The 20910-nt window shown below is 67.8% G+C and carries 16 protein-coding genes and 1 pseudogene; 11 read left to right on the forward strand and 6 right to left on the reverse strand.

What is annotated here, in order from left to right; all coding sequences use genetic code 11:
• Nucleotides 1–7: 7 nt before the first annotated feature.
• Entirely contained in the window at nt 8–232 is a 225-nt protein-coding gene (locus OG390_RS30120) for a hypothetical protein (protein WP_406178382.1), read from the reverse strand.
• Nucleotides 233–263: 31 nt separating this feature from the next.
• Nucleotides 264–389 (reverse strand): annotated as a pseudogene (locus OG390_RS30125) (branched-chain amino acid ABC transporter permease); the annotation flags it as partial.
• A 68-nt stretch (nt 390–457) separates the two neighbouring features.
• Here OG390_RS30125 and OG390_RS30130 point away from each other — a divergent pair.
• Nucleotides 458–1033 (forward strand): helix-turn-helix domain-containing protein, encoded by a 576-nt coding sequence (locus OG390_RS30130; protein WP_406172592.1) that lies wholly within the window; start codon nt 458–460, stop codon nt 1031–1033.
• A 96-nt stretch (nt 1034–1129) separates the two neighbouring features.
• Here OG390_RS30130 and OG390_RS30135 read toward each other — a convergent pair whose 3' ends face one another.
• On the reverse strand, nt 1130–1333 hold the full coding sequence (locus OG390_RS30135; RefSeq protein ID WP_067282429.1) for a cold-shock protein: 204 nt from the start codon (nt 1331–1333) through the stop codon (nt 1130–1132).
• A gap of 332 nt (nt 1334–1665) precedes the next feature.
• Between OG390_RS30135 and OG390_RS30140 the strand changes: the two genes are divergently transcribed.
• The 3 genes from OG390_RS30140 (at nt 1666) to OG390_RS30150 (ending at nt 6960) form a co-directional block, all read left to right on the forward strand.
• Nucleotides 1666–2514 carry a menaquinone biosynthetic enzyme MqnA/MqnD family protein gene (locus OG390_RS30140; protein ID WP_406172593.1) on the forward strand — a complete coding sequence of 283 codons (849 nt, stop codon included), beginning with the start codon at nt 1666–1668 and terminating at the stop codon, nt 2512–2514.
• Between the two features lie 107 nt (nt 2515–2621).
• Nucleotides 2622–4376, forward strand: coding sequence for a serine/threonine-protein kinase (locus OG390_RS30145; RefSeq protein ID WP_406177922.1), 1755 nt, complete (start codon nt 2622–2624; stop codon nt 4374–4376).
• Between the two features lie 262 nt (nt 4377–4638).
• Complete coding sequence (locus tag OG390_RS30150) at nt 4639–6960, forward strand: protein kinase domain-containing protein (protein WP_406172594.1); 2322 nt, start codon at nt 4639–4641, stop codon at nt 6958–6960.
• Nucleotides 6961–7024: 64 nt separating this feature from the next.
• On the opposite strand, the gene OG390_RS30155 is transcribed toward OG390_RS30150, so the two are convergent.
• Nucleotides 7025–11632 carry an FtsK/SpoIIIE domain-containing protein gene (locus tag OG390_RS30155; RefSeq protein ID WP_406172595.1) on the reverse strand — a complete coding sequence of 1536 codons (4608 nt, stop codon included), beginning with the start codon at nt 11630–11632 and terminating at the stop codon, nt 7025–7027.
• A 255-nt stretch (nt 11633–11887) separates the two neighbouring features.
• Here OG390_RS30155 and OG390_RS30160 point away from each other — a divergent pair, with 255 nt between their 5' ends.
• The 7 genes from OG390_RS30160 to OG390_RS30190 all read left to right on the forward strand — a co-directional run bounded on the left by OG390_RS30160 (nt 11888) and on the right by OG390_RS30190 (nt 16063).
• Nucleotides 11888–12193: a WXG100 family type VII secretion target gene (locus OG390_RS30160; RefSeq protein ID WP_406172596.1), complete on the forward strand. Its 306-nt coding sequence runs from the start codon at nt 11888–11890 to the stop codon at nt 12191–12193.
• Nucleotides 12194–12370: 177 nt separating this feature from the next.
• Entirely contained in the window at nt 12371–12682 is a 312-nt protein-coding gene (locus OG390_RS30165; RefSeq protein ID WP_406172597.1) for a hypothetical protein, read from the forward strand.
• A gap of 2 nt (nt 12683–12684) precedes the next feature.
• Entirely contained in the window at nt 12685–13959 is a 1275-nt protein-coding gene (locus tag OG390_RS30170) for a hypothetical protein (protein ID WP_406172598.1), read from the forward strand.
• Between the two features lie 13 nt (nt 13960–13972).
• Nucleotides 13973–14545: a hypothetical protein gene (locus tag OG390_RS30175; RefSeq protein WP_406172599.1), complete on the forward strand. Its 573-nt coding sequence runs from the start codon at nt 13973–13975 to the stop codon at nt 14543–14545.
• A complete protein-coding gene (locus tag OG390_RS30180) occupies nt 14542–15246 on the forward strand; it encodes a hypothetical protein (protein ID WP_406172600.1) in 705 nt (234 codons plus the stop codon). Before OG390_RS30175 ends, OG390_RS30180 begins: the two co-directional genes overlap by 4 nt.
• Nucleotides 15243–15791, forward strand: coding sequence for a hypothetical protein (locus tag OG390_RS30185; protein WP_406172601.1), 549 nt, complete (start codon nt 15243–15245; stop codon nt 15789–15791). The genes OG390_RS30180 and OG390_RS30185 overlap by 4 nt, the downstream gene beginning before the upstream one ends.
• Before the next feature lie 77 nt (nt 15792–15868).
• The gene (locus OG390_RS30190; protein WP_406172602.1) at nt 15869–16063 is read left to right on the forward strand and encodes a hypothetical protein; all 195 of its coding nucleotides are present in this window, start codon (nt 15869–15871) and stop codon (nt 16061–16063) included.
• Between the two features lie 107 nt (nt 16064–16170).
• On the opposite strand, the gene OG390_RS30195 is transcribed toward OG390_RS30190, so the two are convergent.
• Together OG390_RS30195 and OG390_RS30200 are read right to left on the reverse strand one after the other, a co-directional pair.
• Entirely contained in the window at nt 16171–16491 is a 321-nt protein-coding gene (locus OG390_RS30195; RefSeq protein WP_406172603.1) for a hypothetical protein, read from the reverse strand.
• Between the two features lie 21 nt (nt 16492–16512).
• Nucleotides 16513–20910, reverse strand: coding sequence for a polymorphic toxin type 30 domain-containing protein (locus OG390_RS30200; RefSeq protein WP_406172604.1), 4398 nt, complete (start codon nt 20908–20910; stop codon nt 16513–16515).

A 20910-nucleotide genomic window follows, 5' to 3' on the forward strand; every position in this document is an offset into this window, starting at 1 on the left:
ATCACCGTCAGCCGCAGTGGACGTCCGTCCACTGGTCGCCGACCGCCCTGGAGCCGCTGGGAGATGTCACCCAGCCGCTGACCGTGACGCAGTGTCCGTCCATGCTGGTCAGGCTGACCGGGCCGGCGTACTCGTAGAAGTAGTCTTCCTGCTTCTTGAACCGGTCGCCCTGCCGGACGGTGACCTTGAGCAGTTGCTTCTGCCCGTAGTACTTCCGCGCGACGTTGACCACACAGTTGGTGCCACCGTTGGCGCTCGAGTAGAACCCCGCCGGCCACGGCGATGGCCCCGAACGACACGCCGACGATCCCGCCGGCGAGACAGACGAGGGCGACGTCCCTGAGCAGTTCCCGGTCGCCGGTCAAGGGTGTTCGGAGTAGCGAACGCATGTTTTCTACAATGAACAGCGAGTGCTCTGTTCGTCAAGGAGAACGATCGTACCGATGGAGCGAACGAAGTGACTGACGCAGAGGGCGGGACCCCGTCCCGCCTCCCCCTCGACTGGATCGCTGCCTCGCTGCGCCGCGAGCGCGCCCGCGCCGGACTCTCCCTGTCCGAACTGGCCAAACGCGCCGGCATCGCGAAGTCCACGCTCTCCCAACTGGAGGCGGCGAGCGGCAATCCGAGCATGGAGACGATCTGGGCGCTGGGCGTGGCGCTGGGGGTGCCGTTCAGCGCGCTGGTCGAGCCGCCCGCTCCGGCGGTCCAGGTGATCCGCGCCGGTCGGGGGCCCGCTGTCGCCTCGGAGCAGGCCAACTATGTCGCGACCCTGCTGTCGGCCAGCCCGCCCGGCGCCCGCCGGGACATCTACCACCTGCGGGCGGAGCCGGGCGCGGCCCGGGAGTCGCAACCGCACATCCCGGGCACGGTGGAACACCTGATCGTGAGCACGGGGAAGGTGAAGGCGGGGCCTGCCGGGGACGCCGTGGAGCTGGGGCCCGGCGACTACATGTCGTACCGCGGCGACGTGCCGCACGCGTACGAGGCGCTGGAGCCCGGGACGACGTTCGTGCTCGTGATGCAGCACGTGTGAACACAAAGGCAGGAGCCCCGCGACCGGCTGGCGCGGGGCTCCTTGGGTACTGCTATCCGTTCCGGATCAAAGCATTGGGCTCATGGAGCCGAATGCTTACATCGGGGTGACGTTCTCCGCCTGCGGGCCCTTCGGACCCTGCGTGACGTCGAAGGAAACCGCCTGGTTCTCTTCGAGAGAGCGGAAACCGCTCGCGTTGATCGCGGAGTAGTGGACGAAGACGTCCGGGCCGCCGCCTTCCTGGGCGATGAAACCAAAGCCCTTTTCAGCGTTGAACCACTTCACGGTTCCGGTAGCCATAAGCCCTCCTTGGGCCCAAAGGGTTGCCCTGCTCCAGAACCTGCGATTGTGTAAACAACTGCATACGTCTGAAAACGACGAGAGCCCGCGGTCACATGCTCCGCAGGCTCTGTACTGCAAGGGAAACCAAACTGCAACTTGCGGCGAGCCTAGCACGCAGGCAGCCGAAAGCAATAGAGGACAAGATCACGTCACCCGAATGTTCGACCCCGGTCGGGGATGGGTTGACGTCGCGGTGTCACAAGGGTTGACACAAGGGGTCGAGATAGTTTCCGGAACCACTCCGGGACCCTGAGGCCTGCACCGTACCTCATGGGGTCTAGCCTCGCGATGTGGACAATTCTCGCACCCGGCCGCGCGTCGGCCACATCCAGTTCCTGAACTGCCTGCCCCTGTACTGGGGGCTCGCGAGAACAGGGACGCTCCTCGATTTCGAGCTCACCAAGGACACCCCGGAGAAGCTCAGCGAGAAGCTGGTGCAGGGCGACCTCGACATCGGGCCGATCACGCTCGTCGAGTTCCTCAAGCACGCCGACGAGCTGGTCGCCTTCCCGGACATCGCCGTGGGCTGCGACGGGCCGGTGATGAGCTGCGTGATCGTCTCGCAGGTCCCGCTGGACCAGCTGGACGGTGCCCGGGTCGCGCTCGGCTCGACCTCGCGGACGTCCGTTCGGCTCGCGCAGCTGCTGCTGGCCGAGAAGATCGGCGTCCAGCCGTCGTATTACACGTGCCCGCCCGACCTCAGTCTGATGATGCAGGAGGCCGACGCCGGCGTACTCATCGGTGACGCGGCGCTGCGGGCCAATCTGCTCGACGGGCCGAAGTTCGGTCTTCAGGTGCACGACCTCGGCTCCCTGTGGAAGGAGTGGACGGGCCTTCCGTTCGTCTTCGCCGTGTGGGCCGCCCGGCGCGACTACCTGGAGCGCGAGCCGGCCGTCACCCGCAAGGTGCACGAGGCCTTCCTGGCATCCCGGGACCTCTCCCTCGACGAGGTCGGCAAGGTCGCCGAGCAGGCGGCGCGCTGGGAGGCCTTCGACGAGCAGGTCCTGGCGCAGTACTTCACGACGCTCGACTTCCGCTTCGGCCGTCCGCAGCTGGAAGCGGTACGGGAGTTCGCGCGCCGGGTCGGCGCGACGACGGGGTTCCCGACGGATGTGAACGTACGACTGCTGGAGGCCTGAGGGCCCTTCGGGTCCTCGGGCGTGGGGCGCCTGCGGCGGCGCATACGGCACTACGCTGCTGGGCAGTGCGTCCGGTGCGTACGGGGGAGGGATGAGCCGTGAGCGCCATGCAGCCGCTCGGAGTCGACGAACCCACAGCCGTGGGGCCCTACCGGCTGCTCGGCCGGCTGGGCTCCGGCGGCATGGGGCGCGTCTACCTGGGCCGCAGCGCGGGCGGCCGTACAGTCGCCGTCAAGATCGTGCACCCGCACTTCGCTCTCGACGAGGAGTTCCGCGCCCGCTTCCGCCGTGAGGTCGAGGCCGCTCGGCGGGTGGGCGGCGCGTGGACGGCCCCGGTCCTGGACGCGGACCCGGAGGCATCGGTCCCCTGGGTCGCCACGGGGTACGCGGCCGGTCCCTCGCTCACCGCCGCCGTCGCGGACGGCGGTCCCCTCCCGGTGCATTCGGTACGAGTCCTCGGCGCGGGCCTCGCCGAGGCGCTCTCGGCGGTCCACACACTGGGGCTCGTCCACCGCGACGTCAAACCGTCGAACGTGCTGCTCACCCTCGACGGTCCTCTGCTGATCGACTTCGGCATCGCACGCGCCACGGACGGCACGGCGTCGCTGACCTCGACGGGGGTCTCGGTCGGCTCCCCCGGCTACATGTCGCCGGAGCAGATCCTCGGCAAGGGGGTCGGGGGGGCGGCGGACGTCTTCTCCCTCGGCGCGGTCCTGGTGTACGCGGCGACGGGCGAGTCCCCCTTCCCCGGGGACTCCTCCGCCGCTCTCCTCTACAAGGTGGTGCACGAGGAGCCCCGACTGGGGGCCATGGAAGGGCAGTTGCACGAGCTGGTGTCGGCCTGCCTGGCGAAGGACCCGGGGGCGCGTCCGACTCCCGACGAGGTGGCGGTCCGGCTGGCCCCGCAGGGCGCGGCCCGGCTGGTGACGGCGGGATGGCTGCCGGGCGCTCTGGTGGAGCAGGTGAGCCGGAGCGCCGTACAGCTGCTGAACCTTGAAGCTGCGGGGGCTGCGGAGGCGGCGCCTTCCGGGCCGGTGGGCTTCAGCAGCCCTTCGGTGGAGGCGGGTTCAGGGGCCGGAGCCGGGGCAGGGGGAGGGGCCGGAGCCGGGACCGGAGGCGGGGCAGGAGGAGGGACCGGAGCGGGGACCGGGGTGCCGCTGTCGGGCGGGGTGTTCGGGCCGCCGCCTGTGATGCCTGCGCAGGTACCCGGCGTTCCGGATCAGCGGGAGCCGCAGGACGCGGTGCCACCGCCCCCCGGACATCCGGGCAAGGTCTCCGTCAGCGTGGCCGCGACCTCCGTACCCGGTGCGAACGGCCGTGGCCACAGAATGAGTTGCACGGTCGCCCTCGCCGTCGCGGGAGCGCTGGCGGCGGTGACGGTGGGCTCGGCGTTCCTGTTCGACCTGATGCCGGGAGGCGGCGGGTCGAACGACGCGGGCAGCTCGGCGGGTGGCGCGCACCCCTCGGCCACGGTGAGCGCGAGCGCTCCGGGCGACGGGGAGTATTCGTCCGCGATCCCGACCTCCTACCTGGGCACTTGGGAGGGCGACGGTCTGGCACTGGGTGGCACCCTCCCCATGGGCACCTTCCGGGTCACCGTCCACCAGGCCGCCGTGGGCAAGGAGTTGGGCACCTTCCGCCAGACCGACCAGATCGGCGGCCTCTGCGACGACGTACTCATCCTGAAGCAGGTCACGAAGAAGCAGCTCGTCGCCACGAGCATCGCCAAGAAGTCCAACCGGGACGTCTGCACCAAGGGCGAGCACGAGGTGCGGCTGACTCCCGTCGGGGGTGACCTCAAGTTCGAGCAGGACAACTCGGAGGCGGGGGATCCGGTGGCACGGATGGCGAAGGTCAAGTAGCTGCCGGTTCAGATGCTCGGCGCCGCCTGGCGTACAGACCGCAGGCCGTGATCAGCAGCACCGCGCCGACGACAGTCGCGGCCAAGCCCACGAGGGAGACGTAGGGGTAACGGCCGCTGATCCAGCAGTACTCGCCGGACCTGCCCTCCTCGTCCGTCCCACCCGTTACTACTGTGTCTGCGAAAGCGAACAACGTCACGCGCACCGCACGGACGGCAATCCGTACAGGCGACGCAGAGGCGACAACGGGGAAGGCCCGACCATGGAGACACTGCAGCCGGACGATCCGCGGGAGTTGGGCAGCTACCGGTTGCTGCGAAGACTGGGTGCGGGCGGCATGGGCCGGGTGTATCTGGCCCGTTCGCCCGGCGGACGCACGGTCGCGGTGAAGGTCGTACGCCCGGACCTGGCCGCGGACGGCGACTTCCGCCGCCGCTTCGAGCACGAGGTCGAGATAGCCCGCGCGGTCTCGGGCCGCTACACCGCCCCGGTCGTCGACGCCGACCCGAGCGCGGCGCTACCGTGGCTGGCCACGTCGTACGTGCTCGGCCCCGACCTCACCGACGTGGTGGAAGCCCACGGCGCACTCCCCGAACACACGGTCCGCGCACTGGGCGCAGGGCTGTCCGCCGCCCTCCAGGAGATCCACGCGGCGGGCCTGATCCACCGTGACCTCAAGCCCTCGAACGTCCTGCTGGCCGCCGACGGCCCCCGCGTCATCGACTTCGGCATCGCACGTGCGGTGGACGGAAACCGCATGACCCAGACGGGAGTCGTGGTCGGCTCACCCGGTTACATGCCGCCCGAGCAAGCCCTGGGCCGGGACGTCGGCACACCGGGCGACGTCTTCTCCCTGGGCGCCGTTCTGACCTTCGCGGCCACCGGACACAACGCCTTCGGCGACGACGCGGCGTCCCACGCGGCCATGCTCTACCAGATCGTCCACGGCGAGCCCGACCTCACCGGCGTACCGCAGTCCCTGCTCGGTCTGATCCGTGCCTGCCTGTTGAAGGACCCCGCCCAGCGGCCCGCCCCGGGCGAACTCGTGGCGGCCCTGGCCCCCGGCGGCGTCGAGACCGTACTGACCAACTGGCTGCCGTCGGCGGTGGCTTCGACGATCGCCACGCATGCGGCGGGGATCTTGGACCTGGAGGCCCCGGACGCCCCGGCACCGGTCTTCGGCCCGGCGCCGACGATGCTGGATGGCGCCACGCCTGCACCGGGCGCAACGCCGTTGCCGGGGTACGGCACACCCGCCCCTGCCTATGGCACTGCGCCGGGGGGCACACCGGCCCCGCCCTACGGCACGGGCACGCCTTTCCCCGGCACCGTCCACCTCGGTACGGCGGCTCCCGAACCCGTCGGCCCTTCCCGCCGCCGTCTCCTCGGCCTGACCGCCGGTGTTACCGGGGTCGCGGTGCTGGGCGGTGGCACCGCTTGGTGGCTGTCTCGGGACGGCGGTTCAGATACGTCGACCGACGGGAACAGCACGACCGGTTCGACCGAACCAGCCACGGAGAACTTCACCACGCCCCCGGCGGGGACTGAGCCACAGGCCTTGTGGCACAAGCCGGTGGCGGAGGACAGCATCAGCACCAACCAGCCCCTGTTGACGTATGACGGCATGCTGCTCATCAGCGGCGACCCGCTGGTGGCGTACGACGTGAAGACGGGTAAGGCACGCTGGTCCCGCAAGGACGTGTGCCCGCCCGGCGCCCCGCTCCTGGTCGCCGAGGGCAAGCTGTTCCTGGCCGACACGGACATCGACGGTGTACTCAAGGCCCTGGACCTGAAGACCGGCAAGGAGGCCTGGCGCAGCCGCCTGGGCAAGGACGTGACCGTCGAGAAGACGATGGCCATCGACGCGAAGAACGTGTACGTCGTCGTCACGGACCACAGCGACTCGCGCAGCGCCACCGACTACCGCACCGGTGTCGCCGCGATCAGCCTCAGCACGCGACAGAAGGTGTGGCTGCAGAAGCGCGACTGGGGCACCACTGACTGGGGCGTGGAGGGGACGGTCTCTGGAAAGTACCTCGTCTACACCGACTCCAAGCACAACGTCACCGTGCGCGACACGGCCACCGGAAGCCAGCTGTGGACCAGGAAGATCGGCGACGACTGGGGCTGGACACCCACCGTCGCTCCGGGGCCGGGCCTCGTCTACCTGCCAGGCGAGAAGCTGACAGCGGTCGACATCGAGACCGGCAGAACGCGTTGGACGCTGTCGCCCAACGGCCGCCGCGGCTTCCAGAATCCGACGCTCATCAACGGCGTGCTCTACACCAGCGACTACGACCACGGCGTGTGGGCGATCAACCCCGCGAGCAGCAAGAAGATCTGGCTCTGCGAGGACCCCGGCGCTGACGAGGCCCCGACGACCTTCCTCCGGGCCGGGGAAACCCTGTACGGGGCGTCGTTCATGGACGGCGGCGGCATCTTCGCGATGGAGGCGAAGACCGGCAAGACGCGCTGGGTCTACAACGACAACAAGGACCCCGGCGAGCCGTGGCGGGTCGCGATCTCCGGCAATCGCCTCACGGCGATCCACGGTTACGAGATCTACGCACTGCCTGTGGTGTGATGCGACCGGGGCGACAGAGTCCGTCCGGCCCTGTCGCCCCGCCCGTCGGGGCATGCCACGCGTCCTACATCGGCGTCGTGACCGTGATGTGTTCCCCGCTGCCCAGGTGCAGCATTCCCTTGCCCGGCGCGATGGGACCCCCGACCATGCTCCGAGTCGTACGGATACCGATCAGTTCACCGGCCGACGACTCCTGCGGCGACAGCAGAATTCCGCGGCGGGCCTTCTTCGCGTCGACCTGCCACCCGGAGAAGCCGTCGCAGATCTCCTCTTCGTCACCGGCGATGACAAGGGCCAGTCCGTCCTCGGTGCCGCTTTGCAGGATGCGCTTGAAGACGTCCTCGGCGTCGCAGTCGTCCAGCACCTCGGCGTCGTCGACCAGGACGACGATGGGCTGCGCCGGTGTGGCCGAGCCGACGGCTTCCTCGAGCTCGTCCTCGTCGATGTCGCGGCCGGTGAAGACCTTCAGCACTCCCTCCTGGCCCTCCAGCTCACGCAGGGGCGACTGGCGGGGCGCCGCGACGATCAGGCGGACGCCCTGCGCGAGGTAGGAGCGGGCGAAGTTCATCAGGACCGTGCTGCGGCCGGACTTGGCGGGGCCGCCGATCACGAACGCCGGAACGCCCCGGGCGAGATCGGGACCGAAGGCGGTGAGTTCGTCGCCGCCGACGCCGACGAGGGCCCACAGCGGACCGGCGGTCGTCTGCGGGTCGCGCATGGCCCACGCGTCCGCGAAGGAGATCCGGCTCGGCAGGACGTCGACCCGGAACGGGCGTCGGGAGCGCGGGACTTCGGCGTCCCGGGCCGCCGCCGCGTCGCCGATCGCGACCAGCGCGGCGGCCTGGCCCTGACCGGTGGTGTCCTCGGAGAGCAGTGCGAACTGCGTCTCCGTGGCGGTCTCGTTGCGGAAGGCGCGGCCTGGCGGGATCTCCTCGGGGATCTTGCGGGCGTTGATGTCCAGAGCCGAGAAGTCGCCGCGGTCGGCTAGGCGCAGGCCGTACTTGTCCTCGGTGAGGGAGGAGATCCGTCCGACGAGAAGCTGACGGTCACCGGTGACGATCGCGTGGATGCCGACGCTCGCGCCCTCGCGCATCATCGCCATGACCTGGTCGGTCAGGTCACCGTGGTTGTGTTCGCCGAGCGTGGGCAGCCAGCCCTCCCAGCGGTCGAGCAGCAGTACGATGTGCTGCAGCCGCTCGTTCTCCGAGGCCGCGGCGGCCCGCTGCTCGCCGATGTCAGCGTAGCCCTTGTCGGCCAACAGCTCCTGGCGGCGGGTGAGTTCACCGGAGAGGCGGGCGAAGAGCCGCTCGACCCGCTCCAGTTGGTTGCGTCCGACGACCGCGCCGCAGTGCGGCAGACGGGTCAGCGCGTTGAGGGCGCCGTTGCCGCAGTCGATACCGTAGAGGTGGACGTCGGCCACCGAGTGCGTACGGGCCAGCGAACCGGCGATGGTGCGCAGTAGCTGTGAGCGGCCGGAACGCGGGGCGCCGCCGACGATCAGATGCCCGAAGGTGGCGAAGTCCACGGCGACCGGGCGGCGGGCCTGGTCGGACGGGAGGTCCTCGATGCCGTACGGGGCGGCGGGCAGCGCCCCCTGGCTGCGCGCCGGCGGGACGTCGTCCAGCAGCAGGGTCTCGTCCAGAGCGGGCAGCCACGGGGAGTGCTGGGCCGGGATGCCCAGTGCCTGATTGGCCTCCCGTACGGCGTCCACGAGCACCTTGAGGTCGGTGATCTCGTCGTCCTCGCGCGCCTCGGACTTGGGCTTGCTCAGCGCGGCACGCCCCAGGTCCTGCCAGGACAGCGGCCCAGCCCATGGCGCCAGCGCCTGCGGGTCGGCCGCTCCCGGCCGGCGGCCGCCGACGCGGCCGGACTGGAAGGGGATCAGGGAGGCGTGGCCCAGGCGGACGTAAGCGCGACCGGGGGTGCTCTTGGAGATGTGGCCGGCCTCGGGCGCGTCGATGACGTCGGTCGACTCACCGGCATCAGTCACGCGCAGCGCGATGCGGAGGTTTGTGTTGGCGCGGATCTCGGGGGAGACGACACCGCTGGGCCGCTGGGTGGCGAGCAGCAGATGGATGCCGAGGGACCGGCCACGCTGGGCGATGTTGACCAGACCGGCGACGAAGTCCGGCAGGTCGCGGACCATCGACGCGAACTCGTCGATGACGATGAGCAGTCGGGGGACGTGGGGATGCGAGGGGTCCCGGCGTACCAGGTCCTGGTAGTCCTCGATGTCCTTGGCGTCGGCCGCAGCGAGGATGTGCTCGCGTCGCTTCAACTCGGCGCCGAGGGACTCAAGGGCGCGCTCGACCAGGTGCGCGTCAAGGTCGGTGACCATGCCGACGGTATGCGGCAGTTTCACACAGTCCTTGAAGGCCGACCCGCCTTTGTAGTCGACGAGTACGAACGTCATGTTCTCAGGCGTGTTGGCGACGGCGAGCGCGGCCACGATGGTCTGCAGCAGCTCCGACTTACCCGAACCGGTTGTACCGGCGATCAGACCGTGCGGCCCGTCCCGCCTGAGGTCGATACCGAAGGGCCCGTCGTACGACTCACCGATGACGGCCATCGTCGACTGTCCGCCCATGCGCCAGCGGGCAGCGACGGCGTCGCGGGTCGGCGGCTCCAGCTGCAGCACGTCCAGCAGCCGGCTCGAGCCGGGCAGCGCGGAGTCCTCGGTCTCACCGCTGATGTCGCGCAGGGGGGACAGCGAACGGGACAGTCTTGCGCACCAGGCGGGCGAGACGAAGTCGGGTCGTACGTCGGTCCTGCGCCGGGTGGCGCTCTGCTCGACCCGCAGCCGCAGCTCGAGGGCCTGCTCGGTGGTTTCGTGCGGCTGCTGGGCGGTCTGGTGCCAGGCGTGGAAGGAAGGGAAGCCGCCTGCGGCGGGTTGCGGTGTCGTCGTCGACAAGGCGCCGGGGTTGTCATCGATGCGCCGCGGCTCGGCGATGACGACGGCCTGACACTCGCCGGGCAGGAACCGCTCCTCCTCGTCCAGGCAGATTGCGTACATGGCGACGGCCGGACCTTCCCGCAGCAGCCGTACGACACCCGGCATCGAGCGCAACCGACGGGAGCCGTCCCAGACGACCACGATGTCGGGGTCGGAGAACGCCGGACCCTCACGGCGCCCGCCCTCCTTCAGGGCCTTCTGGCGTGCGTCCAGCAACTGCGTGAGCTCACCGACGCGGGCGCCAACGGTCTCGGAGTCCATGCCGATCAGGATGTTGACGTCCTGACCGCCCGACGGCCGGGCGTGCGGCAGCCAGCGCACCCAGTCCCAGCGCGTGTTGGCGTCGTTCTCGGTCAGTACGCAGAACTGCACGTCCATGGGGCTGTGCAGGACCGCGGTCTGGGCGACCGCCCACCGTCCCAGCGCCTGCGCGGAGTCGCCGGGTCCGGCGATGCCGATGACACCGAGGTCCTTGAGCGGCAGTGCGACGGGCGCGTCCTCGATGTACCAGGTGACCTTGCGCCTGTGCTCGTCCTGCTCCGGGTCGTCGAGGACGACCTCGGACGGGAGCCGGCCGGTACCGACACGCAGGAGCAGATGGTCGGCGTCGGTGCGTCGGCGCTCCCACAGCCGGGTACGGGGCCCCGTACCGAAAGCGAGGGCGGCGGCGGGGTCGGGGATGGCCAGCCGCCGATCGGAGCGCTCGGTGACCAGGGCGTCCTGGGCTTCCTTCTCGATCCGCTCCTTGTGCTCCTTGTACTCCTTGGCCTGCTTGGAGTGCGACTTGCGGCCGTGCTTCTTGTCCATGAAGTAGTTGCCGAAGAGCATGACCGGGCTCATCACAGCCATGATCAGGTAGTACCAGCGGCCGAACATCATCACCGATACGACAGCGCCGACGAGCGGGAACAGGGCCATGAGCCAGGGCAGCGGCCGTGCTTCGTACTCCCCGGGCGGATTGGGCAGTGAGAACTGCGTCTTACGCTCCGCCGGACGCAACCGGGGCGGCCTGTTGTAGTCGAGCCCGACGCCGTCGTCCGACCACTTCAGGGCCGCGTTGGGCGGGGTGTACCCGGTGATCTCCAGGAGGCTGTTCCCGAGGGCGAGTTGCGAGCCGAGGGACCAGGTGCCGCCGTCGAACGCCTCACCGTCGAGGCGGGGGGCGCGGGCGTCGGGCTCGCCGCTTCCGTCGGCCTTGCCGCCTGTCTTGTCTTTGCCGTCCAGCATGTCTGCGACGTGCAGGGTGACTTGGCAGGTCCCGTCGATGGCGATCGACAAGGTGGCGGCGCGCTCGGCCAGTTCGGGATCGTCGATGCGGAGCTGTGCGGACAGGCCGCTGCCGATGTCGTACCGCCCCACACCGAGCCGGTGCACGGCACCGGCCGCGGGACCGCCGACCACCCGGAATTCCACGACGCCGGTCGGCTCCCCGGGGAGGCAGCCCGCCGGATCGTGCAGGCTGACGACGGCCCCCTCCCGAAGCGGCGATCCGACGACGGTCGCGCTCGGGTCCAGGGCGTAGCCATCGACGAATGCCTGCGGCGTCCCGCCAGGGCTCCGTTGACCCCCGATGGGGATGATCTGTGCCCCGTCGCCCAGACCGACCTGCCGCGCCAACTCCCTGGTGATGTCGCCGACCGACGACTCCGGATCGGCGTCGAGCATCACGTCGGCGCTGGCACCGCCGATCGGGTCGACGACGGTCAGACTCAGGCGCACGTTCGTCCTCCTCGCTGGGCAGAGGCCGCCCCCGGAACGCTGAACACAGTGGGATCGACCTTAGCCGCCCCACCTTTCCCTGCCGTCATGGGATGTGCAGTCGCTTACGGTTCCGTCACACAACAGGGATGTGATCCCAACAGCCACACCCGTAGGATCTTTGCGCGTGCGGACGACCGGTGGACTGCCAGGTGATCTGCACGACAGAGCCACGGGGGCAGGCCCTGCGGCCACCGAACGGGAGGGAGAGCCGTCATGGCCAAGAGCAAAGACGCAGACCTTACTTATGCCGAGATGGAGAAGGTCGCGGGCGACCTTCTGAAGGACATGCACACCCTGGAAGACCAGATCAACTCCGTAGAGAAGCGGGTCAAGGCGCTGGTGGAGCAGGGCTTCACCACCCAGAAGGCCTCCGGGGCCTACGAGGATTCCATGCGGGAATTCGCCAAGGGCGCCGTGAAGACCATCCACGGCCTCCACGGCCTGTCCGAGTTCCTGAAGAAGGCCAAGCAGGCTTACGAGGACCTGGACCACCAGCTGGCCCAGAGCACCAAGGGTTAGTAAAGTCCGCGGTCTGAGTGCTGCTCGGGTGCGATGGGGCGTGTTTCAGGCTCCATCGCACCCGAGCCTTCGCTGGACCGCTGACGCCGGCGCTTGTTCAAGAGGCCCGGTCGGCCAATCGCTGACAGCCCATCGTGAAGCAGTCTCACACGACCTCTAGGCAGGAAGTCTCAACCCGTGGCGGACAGAACGCGATACGACCTTGACCTGATCAAGGAGTGCTCGAACTCGCTCTACCGAATCCACCGCGAGTTCAAGGAACACGGCAACCCGGCCGACGGCTACGGCGACGAACTCGGCGCCGACAAATTGCGGGACGTCTTCGACGACTTCTCCGAAAACTGGAAGAAGAACCGCAAGAAGCTCATGAAGGACATAGAGAACCTGGCCAAGTACACCGACAACGCGGCCAAGTCGTACGAGAAGATCGACCATGAGCTGGCTAAGGCGCTGCGGGATGCCAAGAAGAGCGGGAAGAAGGAGAAGTAACAGTGACAGCCCGTCCCAAGGACTGGTCGCCGTTGTGGGACTCCGACCCTGTGCCCGGTGACCCGTACGAGGTGGCGAAGCTCGGCAAGAAACTGCGGGGCATGGCCGATGAGATCGACAAGCAGGCCCGGAACATCAAGGCGTTGGCATCGGTCGACGGCTGGGACAGTGACGCGGGCCGTGCCTTCCACGAAATCGCGGGCGATGCGGCCGGTCGGCTGAAGAAGGCGTACGACCGCTATGACGAGGCCGCGTCGGCGCTCGGCACCAAGGTCCGGGAGGACGACGGCGAGTCGGACGAGTACGCCAGCGAACTCCGCCGTGCGCAGCGTATGGCGGACGAGGGCCTGCAGGAGTACCGCGACCACGAGGTCGACTACAAGGCTGCCGCCAAGGTGCTGGACCCGAACCAGGGGAAGGTCCTGACGGGCAATGAAGCGGTGGAGCACAGCAAGCAGCAGAAGAAGCAGGACGATGCCTCGGCTCTCATGACCAAAGCCGGAAGCAAGATAATGAAGGCGAAGGTCATCCGTGACGAGGCCGTGTCACGGGCTGCCAGGAAGATCAAGAACGTGATCCACCATGACGGGGTCCACGATCCCGGCGGAATCATGGACTGGCTCGCCGATCATGCGGATCTGTTCTCGACCATCGCCACGTACGTCGCGGCGGCGGCCCTGATTGCGGCGGTCATCCTGTCGGCCGGCGCGCTGACCCCCGTGCTCCTTATCGCCTTGGCATCCGTGATGAGCGCCACCGCACTGACAGGCCGTCTGTACGACGTCTTCGCCCGTGGCGGAAAGCTCGATCTCCTGGCGATGGGCATGGATGCCCTGGGCATCATTCCCGGCCTCGGTGCGCTGAAGGGATTGAAGGCTGCCAAAGGGTTGCGGCTGCTTGCCGCAAAGGAGGGTATCTGGATGGCCTTCACCAATGGCTTCGCCGTGAAGAACATCAACAAGGGCGTCGTCGCGGCCTCCAAGTACCTTTCCAAGAAGGGCCTCAAGGTGCTCCCGGAGGAAGGGTTCAAGCCGGAACTCCTCACGCGGTTCATCAAGGGCGCTGCTGTGAGCAACCTTGCCGTCCAACTCGGGATAGCGCACTACACCAGCACGGATAAGTCGGACAAGACCAGTTCGCCCCCTGGTGACGCCCGGCCCACCCCCGCACCGGACTTGACGCCCAGTCCTTCCGGCGGCTCGAAGACACCGTCCCCGACACCGCAGCCAAGCCCGTCGTCGACGTCGTTCCACGCCGCTCTGGCGCCCACAGGCTGAGGAGAGTCGACTCATGGGTGACTACCAAGCACTTGAGTTTGGGAAGTTCGTGGATGACCAGGGGACCGTCCACGACGTGATCCCCTCGTCGGTCATCGCCGCCGTTCCGGCTGCCAAGGCAGCTGCCGAACGCTACGGGAGAGAGGTCCGCTTTGATTTCCTCGATGACCGGGCCGTGCACTGGATGCTTTTCCAGCGGCGCGACGACACCGAGAAGGGCAGCCTCCTGGGCTGTCTCCTCGCCATCCCGATTTTCATTTTCGGGGTCGGCGCCTGGCCTTTCTGGGATCTGGTCGCATCCGAGAGGTCCCGGCAATTCCAGATTGCCTTCATCGTAGTGGATGCGCTGCTGCTCGTCGCCACCACGGCGCCGCTCTTCCTGTCGCGACTGCGCGATGTGCGCGAGAAGACTCTCCGCAACACGCGCTGCAGGGCCCGCCTCTATCGCAAGATCGCCGGCATCGCACGACGGGGCGGTGCCGACATTCCGCACCTGTACCCCTATTACGGCATGTACGCGACATCGCGGAAGTTCTTCCCCGAAGCACCCGACCGTCCCATCCCTGACCAGGAACAGCCCTCGTGACGATCCAGACCGAACCGCTCACACTGATCCCGACCCAGGCCGCTCCGCCCACCCTCCACGCGGACGACATCCACGTCCGCTGGGTGATGCCGGAGATCTACCACGACCTCCCCGTCCAGGAGTCGGACGACGACGAGATGGTGCGACTGTTGGAGGAACTCGTCAACAAGGCGCTCCCGGGCGCCGAAGACGACGACAAGACGACATTCGGGGTCATCTGCGCGCTCGTCTCCGGCGATCTTCAGGCCGTCGGAGCCGAGTACGCGAGCATCTGCCTCACCGCGGTCGACGGCTCCCCCTGCACGGCGACAGTGGTGGCCTACCTTGTCGACAGCCCGGAAGTCGACGGCGGTGTGCGGGGCGCGGTGAAAGCGATCGCATCGAGCCTGCGCCGGATCGAGACCGGCGAGGTCTCCGAGATCGAGCTGCCCTGCGGATCCGCGGTCTCGTGCATCGGTACCCGGGAGTCGAAGCTCAGTGGCGAACTGACCGAGACGGGCGAGAGCCTCGCCTTCCCGACCTGGTACATATGCGTCCACGTCCCGCTCCCCAACGACACCACCTTCGCCATGGAGATGGCGACCCCCACGGCGGTCGGCTGGGACACCCTCTCCACGATGTTCGGCAACACCGTCAGCAGCATCCGCCTCTTCCACGCCGACGGCTCGCCGCTGATCACCTCCGCCGAGGCCGGGGCGTGAGCACCGCCACGACTCCGCCTTCGGACTACCGCATCCTCGTACCCCGCGACTGGTTCCGCGTGGACCTCACGCACGAGCGCTGGCGCCGTCAGCTGAAGACCTTCGTGGACAAGGAGTCCGCGGGGAGCGGTGTCCCCGCGGAGGTCGCTCGAAGCATCTGGACAACCCTGCGCAACACCGCCGAAGTCGGCGTCGCGCAGGGCGCGTTGGAATTCTTCCTCAAGACGGAGTCGCCCGGCGGGTCGGCCCTGCCCGCCTCCCTCCTGATCTCCTTGGCACAGACGCCCCGAGGACTGGCACCGGAGGCGGACGAGTTCGCCCGGGCACTGGCTCAGCGCATGGGCCCGGACGCAGCGGTGGATGTCATTGAGCTGCCCGTGGGCCGGACGGTCCGCGTCATCACCAAGACGACCATGGATTTTCACGTACACATGCCCGGCGGAGTGGGCTACCTACACCTGGCTTTCTCCACGCCGCTGAGCGGCACCGAGGGCCCGATGGGGGAGCTGTGCGATGCCATCGCCCACTCCCTGCGGTGGGTCTGACCCACGGGATCACCTGAGACGCGCCCTGTATGCCGTCAGCACCTGCCACGCCGATCAACCAACTGAGGGCAAGCGCCATGATGACGGATGACGGCTGCGGCTTGGCCGACCCGGACGGACCGCCGCACCAACCTGGTCTGCCGGACGGGCTGTCGACGTACGAGCAGGATGTGACGGGCAAGGAGATCCAGTCCATCGACCGCCAGAGAGGCAGGCACGGAGGCGACTCCGTGCCTGCCCGCGAACTCGCCAAGGGCGTCAAGTGCGGGTGAGTCCGCGGTCGCACCCGTTCGTCAGGCGTCGACCCTGCTGACTGCCGTTCCGCCTCGTTCACCACAGGAATCCCCGCTGCAGTGACTGTCTTACCGGCGCCTTCCATTCACCCCTCAAGCAAGTCGGTGACGTATTCCCTAAGCGGGATCGGAAGCTCCTTCAGGTTGATCTCACTCAAGCGTGAAATGTGACCCAAATTGACGTGGCCAGTTGACGTAAGTTCAAGGATGGCGTGGAGTTGAGCCTCCAGAGCCTCATGACCCTTTTCGCAGGACGCGGTCGCCGACAGGATCGTCGCCAGAGCCGCAGCCTCAGCGGCAGAGTAAGCGCTCAAGTGGTCAGTGACTTCGTCTGCCCCACGTTCTCGCTGGCGCGGCTCGGCGTCCATAACCTTTCGAATCAGATCCAAGAATTCACGCGGACTCATGAAACTCTACCTACTTTGAAATTAGTAAGGAAGCAAGAACGGGATCGGCCACGGAATATGCGTGGCATTGGCGCCATTTGGATTATAATGCGGACTGTTCGGATTATGGACGTTTCGGTGGTAAAGGTTTCCTGCATCATCTTGATATTTACCGCCGATCGATATTCGATAGACGTCGCCGTTGGCAGCATTCGAACCCGCTGGGGCGGTGCCGTCCTTATCGTGAACTCGAAGTCGGACCGTGTTTCCTGTTTCAGGGTCCTTCCACTTGTATTCAACACCATTCTGGGCGCCACCGTTGGCATCGGGCGTGAGTACACGCTTTTCAGCATCACCAGGGATAATGCTGAGCGGGCTCCGCCCTCTCAAGTCCCAGCCGCCGTCTTTGACACGGGTTGGATATGGACTGAGGCCGAGAGGATCCGTCCAAACATGCGGGTTGAGGACGTAGGTGGCGGGGTTGGGTGCCGGCTCGAGCCCGAGTGGGTCCGGGGTGAGGTATCTGGCGGTTTCGGGGTCGTAGTGCCGGAAGTAGTTGTAGTGGAGCCCCGTCTCGGGGTCGTAGTACTGGCCGGGGAAGCGCAGGGGCGTGTACGCCGTGCTGTCCGCTGCCCAGGCGGTGGTGCCCCACAGGGTGCTGCGGGTGCGCCATGCGATCTCGCCGTGCTCGTCCACGAGTTCGCTGGGAGTGCCGACCAAGTCAGTGACGACGGCGAAGAAGCGGGAGTCGATCTCTTCTTGCGGTGCATCCGCCGCCGTGATGCGCTCGGTTTGAGCGATGGGGCGCAGGTCCTGGTGGTCCCAGGTGAGGGTCACTGGGTTCGGCAGGGCGGGGGACATGGTGGTCTGTTCGCACAGGGTCGTGGCGTCCCAGGTGAAGTCGACCCGTTCGATGACCGTTTCGCCGTCGCCGACTAGGCGGAGCTTTGCCGTGCGGCGGCCCAGCGGGTCGTAGGTGTAGCGCCAGCGGGCGCCGTCCGGGGTCGTCACTGCCGTGAGACGGTCCTCCGCGTCCCATTCGTAGCGCCAGGTGTCCGGCTTGCGGGACAGACGGGTCTTCTGGCGCAGGACGATGCGGCCGAGGGCGTCGTGTTCGTAGCGGACGTTGCCCGCGCGGGTGATACGGGTGCCCTCGTATGTGCGCTCCCCCATCGCGTCCCGGCCAAGTTGTGATGTCGACCAGGACGCAGAGGTCTGGTTGCCCGCCTCGTCGTACGCGTACGTCTCGGTCCAGTTCGCCGCGTGCACCGCCGTGACCCGGCCTGCCGCGTCCAAGTCGAAGCGACGCTTACCAGAGAGCTGGTCTTCGATCCCAACCAAGTTGCCATCGGCGCGGTACGTGTACGCCTGGTGCTGGACCAAGCGGCCACTCGCGGCCGTCACCGACTGAGCGGCCAGACGGCCCAGGGGGTCGTAAGTGCGGGTCAGGCCGAGCGTCCCGCCGATATGGCGTGCCAGTTCGCGGCCTGCCTGGTCGTAGGTGAATTCGATGCTTCGGCCCGAGGCCACCATATGACTACGGTTGCCTGCCGCGTCGTAGGTCCAGCTGCTCTGCGCACCGCTGGGCGTGGTGCGGCCTGTGCGACGGCCCAGCTCGTCGTAGGTGTACGTCACCGTTCGGCCGTTGATCGTCTCCGAGCGGAGGCGCCCCAAGCCGTCGCGGACAAGAGTGAGCGTCGTGTCCAGGCCCGCGGCTTGGGCCAGTTGGTCCGTCAGGTCGTACGCGAACGTCGTGACCTGGCCCGATACATCCTTCCGCGTCACCTGGCCCAGCGCATTACGCTCGAACGCGACCGACTGCCCCAGGGCGTCTGCGCGGCACCTCAGGAAGCCCGCCGCATCGTACTCGTACGTGCGCGTGCGGCCGTCAAAGTCCGTTTCGGAGACCAGGTTGCCGACCGCGTCGTACTCGTATGCCCACGTCAGGCCCTGCGGGTTGGTGACCTTTGTAACGCGCGTCTCAGTGTCGTAGGCGAACTCGTACCGGACACCGTCCGAACCCGTGCGGGCCGACAGTAGTTCGAAGTGCGTGTACTCGAAGTGGGCGACGGCGCCCATCGCATCGATGTGGCTGATGCAGTTGCCCTCGCCGTCGTAGAACCACGACTCGGTGGCGCCATCCGGCCCGACGGCACAGGCTGGCTTGCCTTCGATCGTCCACTCCAGTCGTGTCGTGCCCCCTGACGGGTCTGTGATCACGGTCGGGCGACCGAAGGGGTCCAACTCATATGTCGTGACAGCGCCCGACGAGTCCGTGATCGCGAGGGGCAGGCCTACCGCGTCACAGCGGAAGAGCGTGGCACTGCCGAGTGCGTCGACGGTTGACGTGGAGTGGCCCACCGGGTTGTACGTCACACGCGTAGTGGCGCCGGACGGGTCCGTCACGGCGGTGCGGTTGCCACGCCCGTCGTACTCCAGGCGCCACATGCCCCCGTCGGGACCAGTCACCGCTGTGGGCAGGTCGAGCTCGTTGTACTCGGCGATTGTTTGGCGGCCGTCTGGGCGAAGGATGGACATCACCTGCCCGCTTGGGCTGTAGCCGTATCGGGTGGTATGGCCCAGCGGATCGGTGACTGCGGTCAACCTGTGCTCGTCGTCCCACTCCTGGAGGGTGACCTGCCCCAGGGGATCAATTGAACGGATGAGACGGAGCGCCTCGTTGTGCTCATACAGTCTGGTGTGTCCCAGGGAATCTGAGACGGTAGTCGTGCGGGTGGCGTCGTCGTAGACGAGAGTGCCGGTCAGGAAGTCGTCGCTGCCCTCGGTGCGGACGACCCGGCCGTGTTCGTCATACGTGTAGGCGTACGTGGTGCCGTTGCGGTCGGTCCAGGAGGTGATGCGGCCGTTCGCGTCGTAGGTGTAACGCATGGGCAGGCCCGAAGAGTTGGCCTCCTCGGTCAGGTGGCCCTGCTCGTCGTAGGTGAAGGTGAGCAGGGTGGTACCGGGGGCGGCTGGTGCGGTGGGGTCGAGGAGACGCAGGCCGGTGATGCGGGACAGGGCCGGGTGACGGTCCAGGACTATGTGGTAGCCGCCCGAGTGGACGACCGCGGCGGGGATGTCGCCCTCGGCGTAGACGACGGTGATGCGGTTGCCATTGCGGTCCTGGATGTGCTGCAGGGGCAGGTCGACCGCCTCGTCGTCGGCCGTCGCCACCGGGGAGTGGAAGACGTGGATCAGCCCGGTGTCCGGGTCGGTGATGCGGACCGCGCCGTCAACCTCGTCGTCCCAAGAGAGCGTCAGCCGGGAGCCCGGGGTTTCCGGTAGGACCGGGGTGTTGGTCTCCGGGTCCGGGACGGGGAAGCACAGCCGGGCGCCGTCCGCGGCCGCGTACACGAATCCGTCCTCGTCGGCCTGGACGCGCTGGTCGAGGGTGGAGGCCCAGGACGGGCCGAACCAGCCGCCGAACCGGTAGGAGGAGAGGTGGGTGCGCTCCAGGATCAGCGGCAGTACGCCCGGCAGCTGGACGTCCACGCGCGGCAGGGCCATGTCGCCGGTGGCCACGTCGATCGGGTCCCGCACGAACTTCTTGATCATGTTGCGGATCGAGGCGGGCAGCTTGTTGAAGCCCGGGTTCAGCTTCAGCCGCTCGAACGAGGCGCAGTTCAGCTTGAACAACTTGCTGAGCTTGGACAGTTCGGCCGGCTTGAGCGCCTTCAACCCCTTGCCCAGCGCCTTGCCGAGCACGCCGAATCCGATGCCCATCAGGGCGCCCTCGGTGAGGATGCCGGCCAGCTTGTCCGGGTCCTTGAACGCGCCCGGGTCCTGCAGCAGCGTCTCGAAGGCGGAGAACTTCGCGCCCTCCTTGGCCATTTTGGCGACCGCCGCGACGCCCTTGATCTCCTTCAGCGCCTTCAGCGCCCGCTCCACGCCCCGGATGACCTCCATCACCCCGCGCACGGCCGAGCCCAGTGTGGTGCCCTCTTCCTCGATCCGCCCGATCAGTGCGACGACCTTCAGTGCGCGCTCACCGGCCATCAGGTTGGAGGCCACCTCGGACGCCCCGGCGGTCAGCACGGACAGGGCCAGGCCCGCGATCTCGAACTCGACGATCTCCGCGAGGATGACGCCGATCTCGGAGAGCAGCTCGTGCGCTTTGTCGGCGAAATCGTCCAGCGCCTTGGCGCCCTCCCGCAGGGAGTGCGCCATGTCGGTGGCGTTCTTACGGGTCGCCTTGGACCGCTTGTGGAAGGCCTTGGCGGTCTTGCCCTCCCACTCCACGTCCGACAACGCCCGCCCCGCGGCGGCGGCCGCGTCATCCAGGCCCGTGGCCAGATTCCGCCACTTCTTCGCGATCTCCCGCACGCCGTCCGGGTCCACCGCCGGATCGGAGATCCCCAGGAACTCCAGACCGCTGGCGACACTGTCGCCGAACATGTGGTTGAACTTGTTGATGTAATGCAGCGGATTGAGGTCGACCAC

The organism is Streptomyces sp. NBC_00996 (genome assembly GCF_045162675.1).
In the GTDB taxonomy this organism is placed as follows: Bacteria; Actinomycetota; Actinomycetes; order Streptomycetales; family Streptomycetaceae; genus Streptomyces.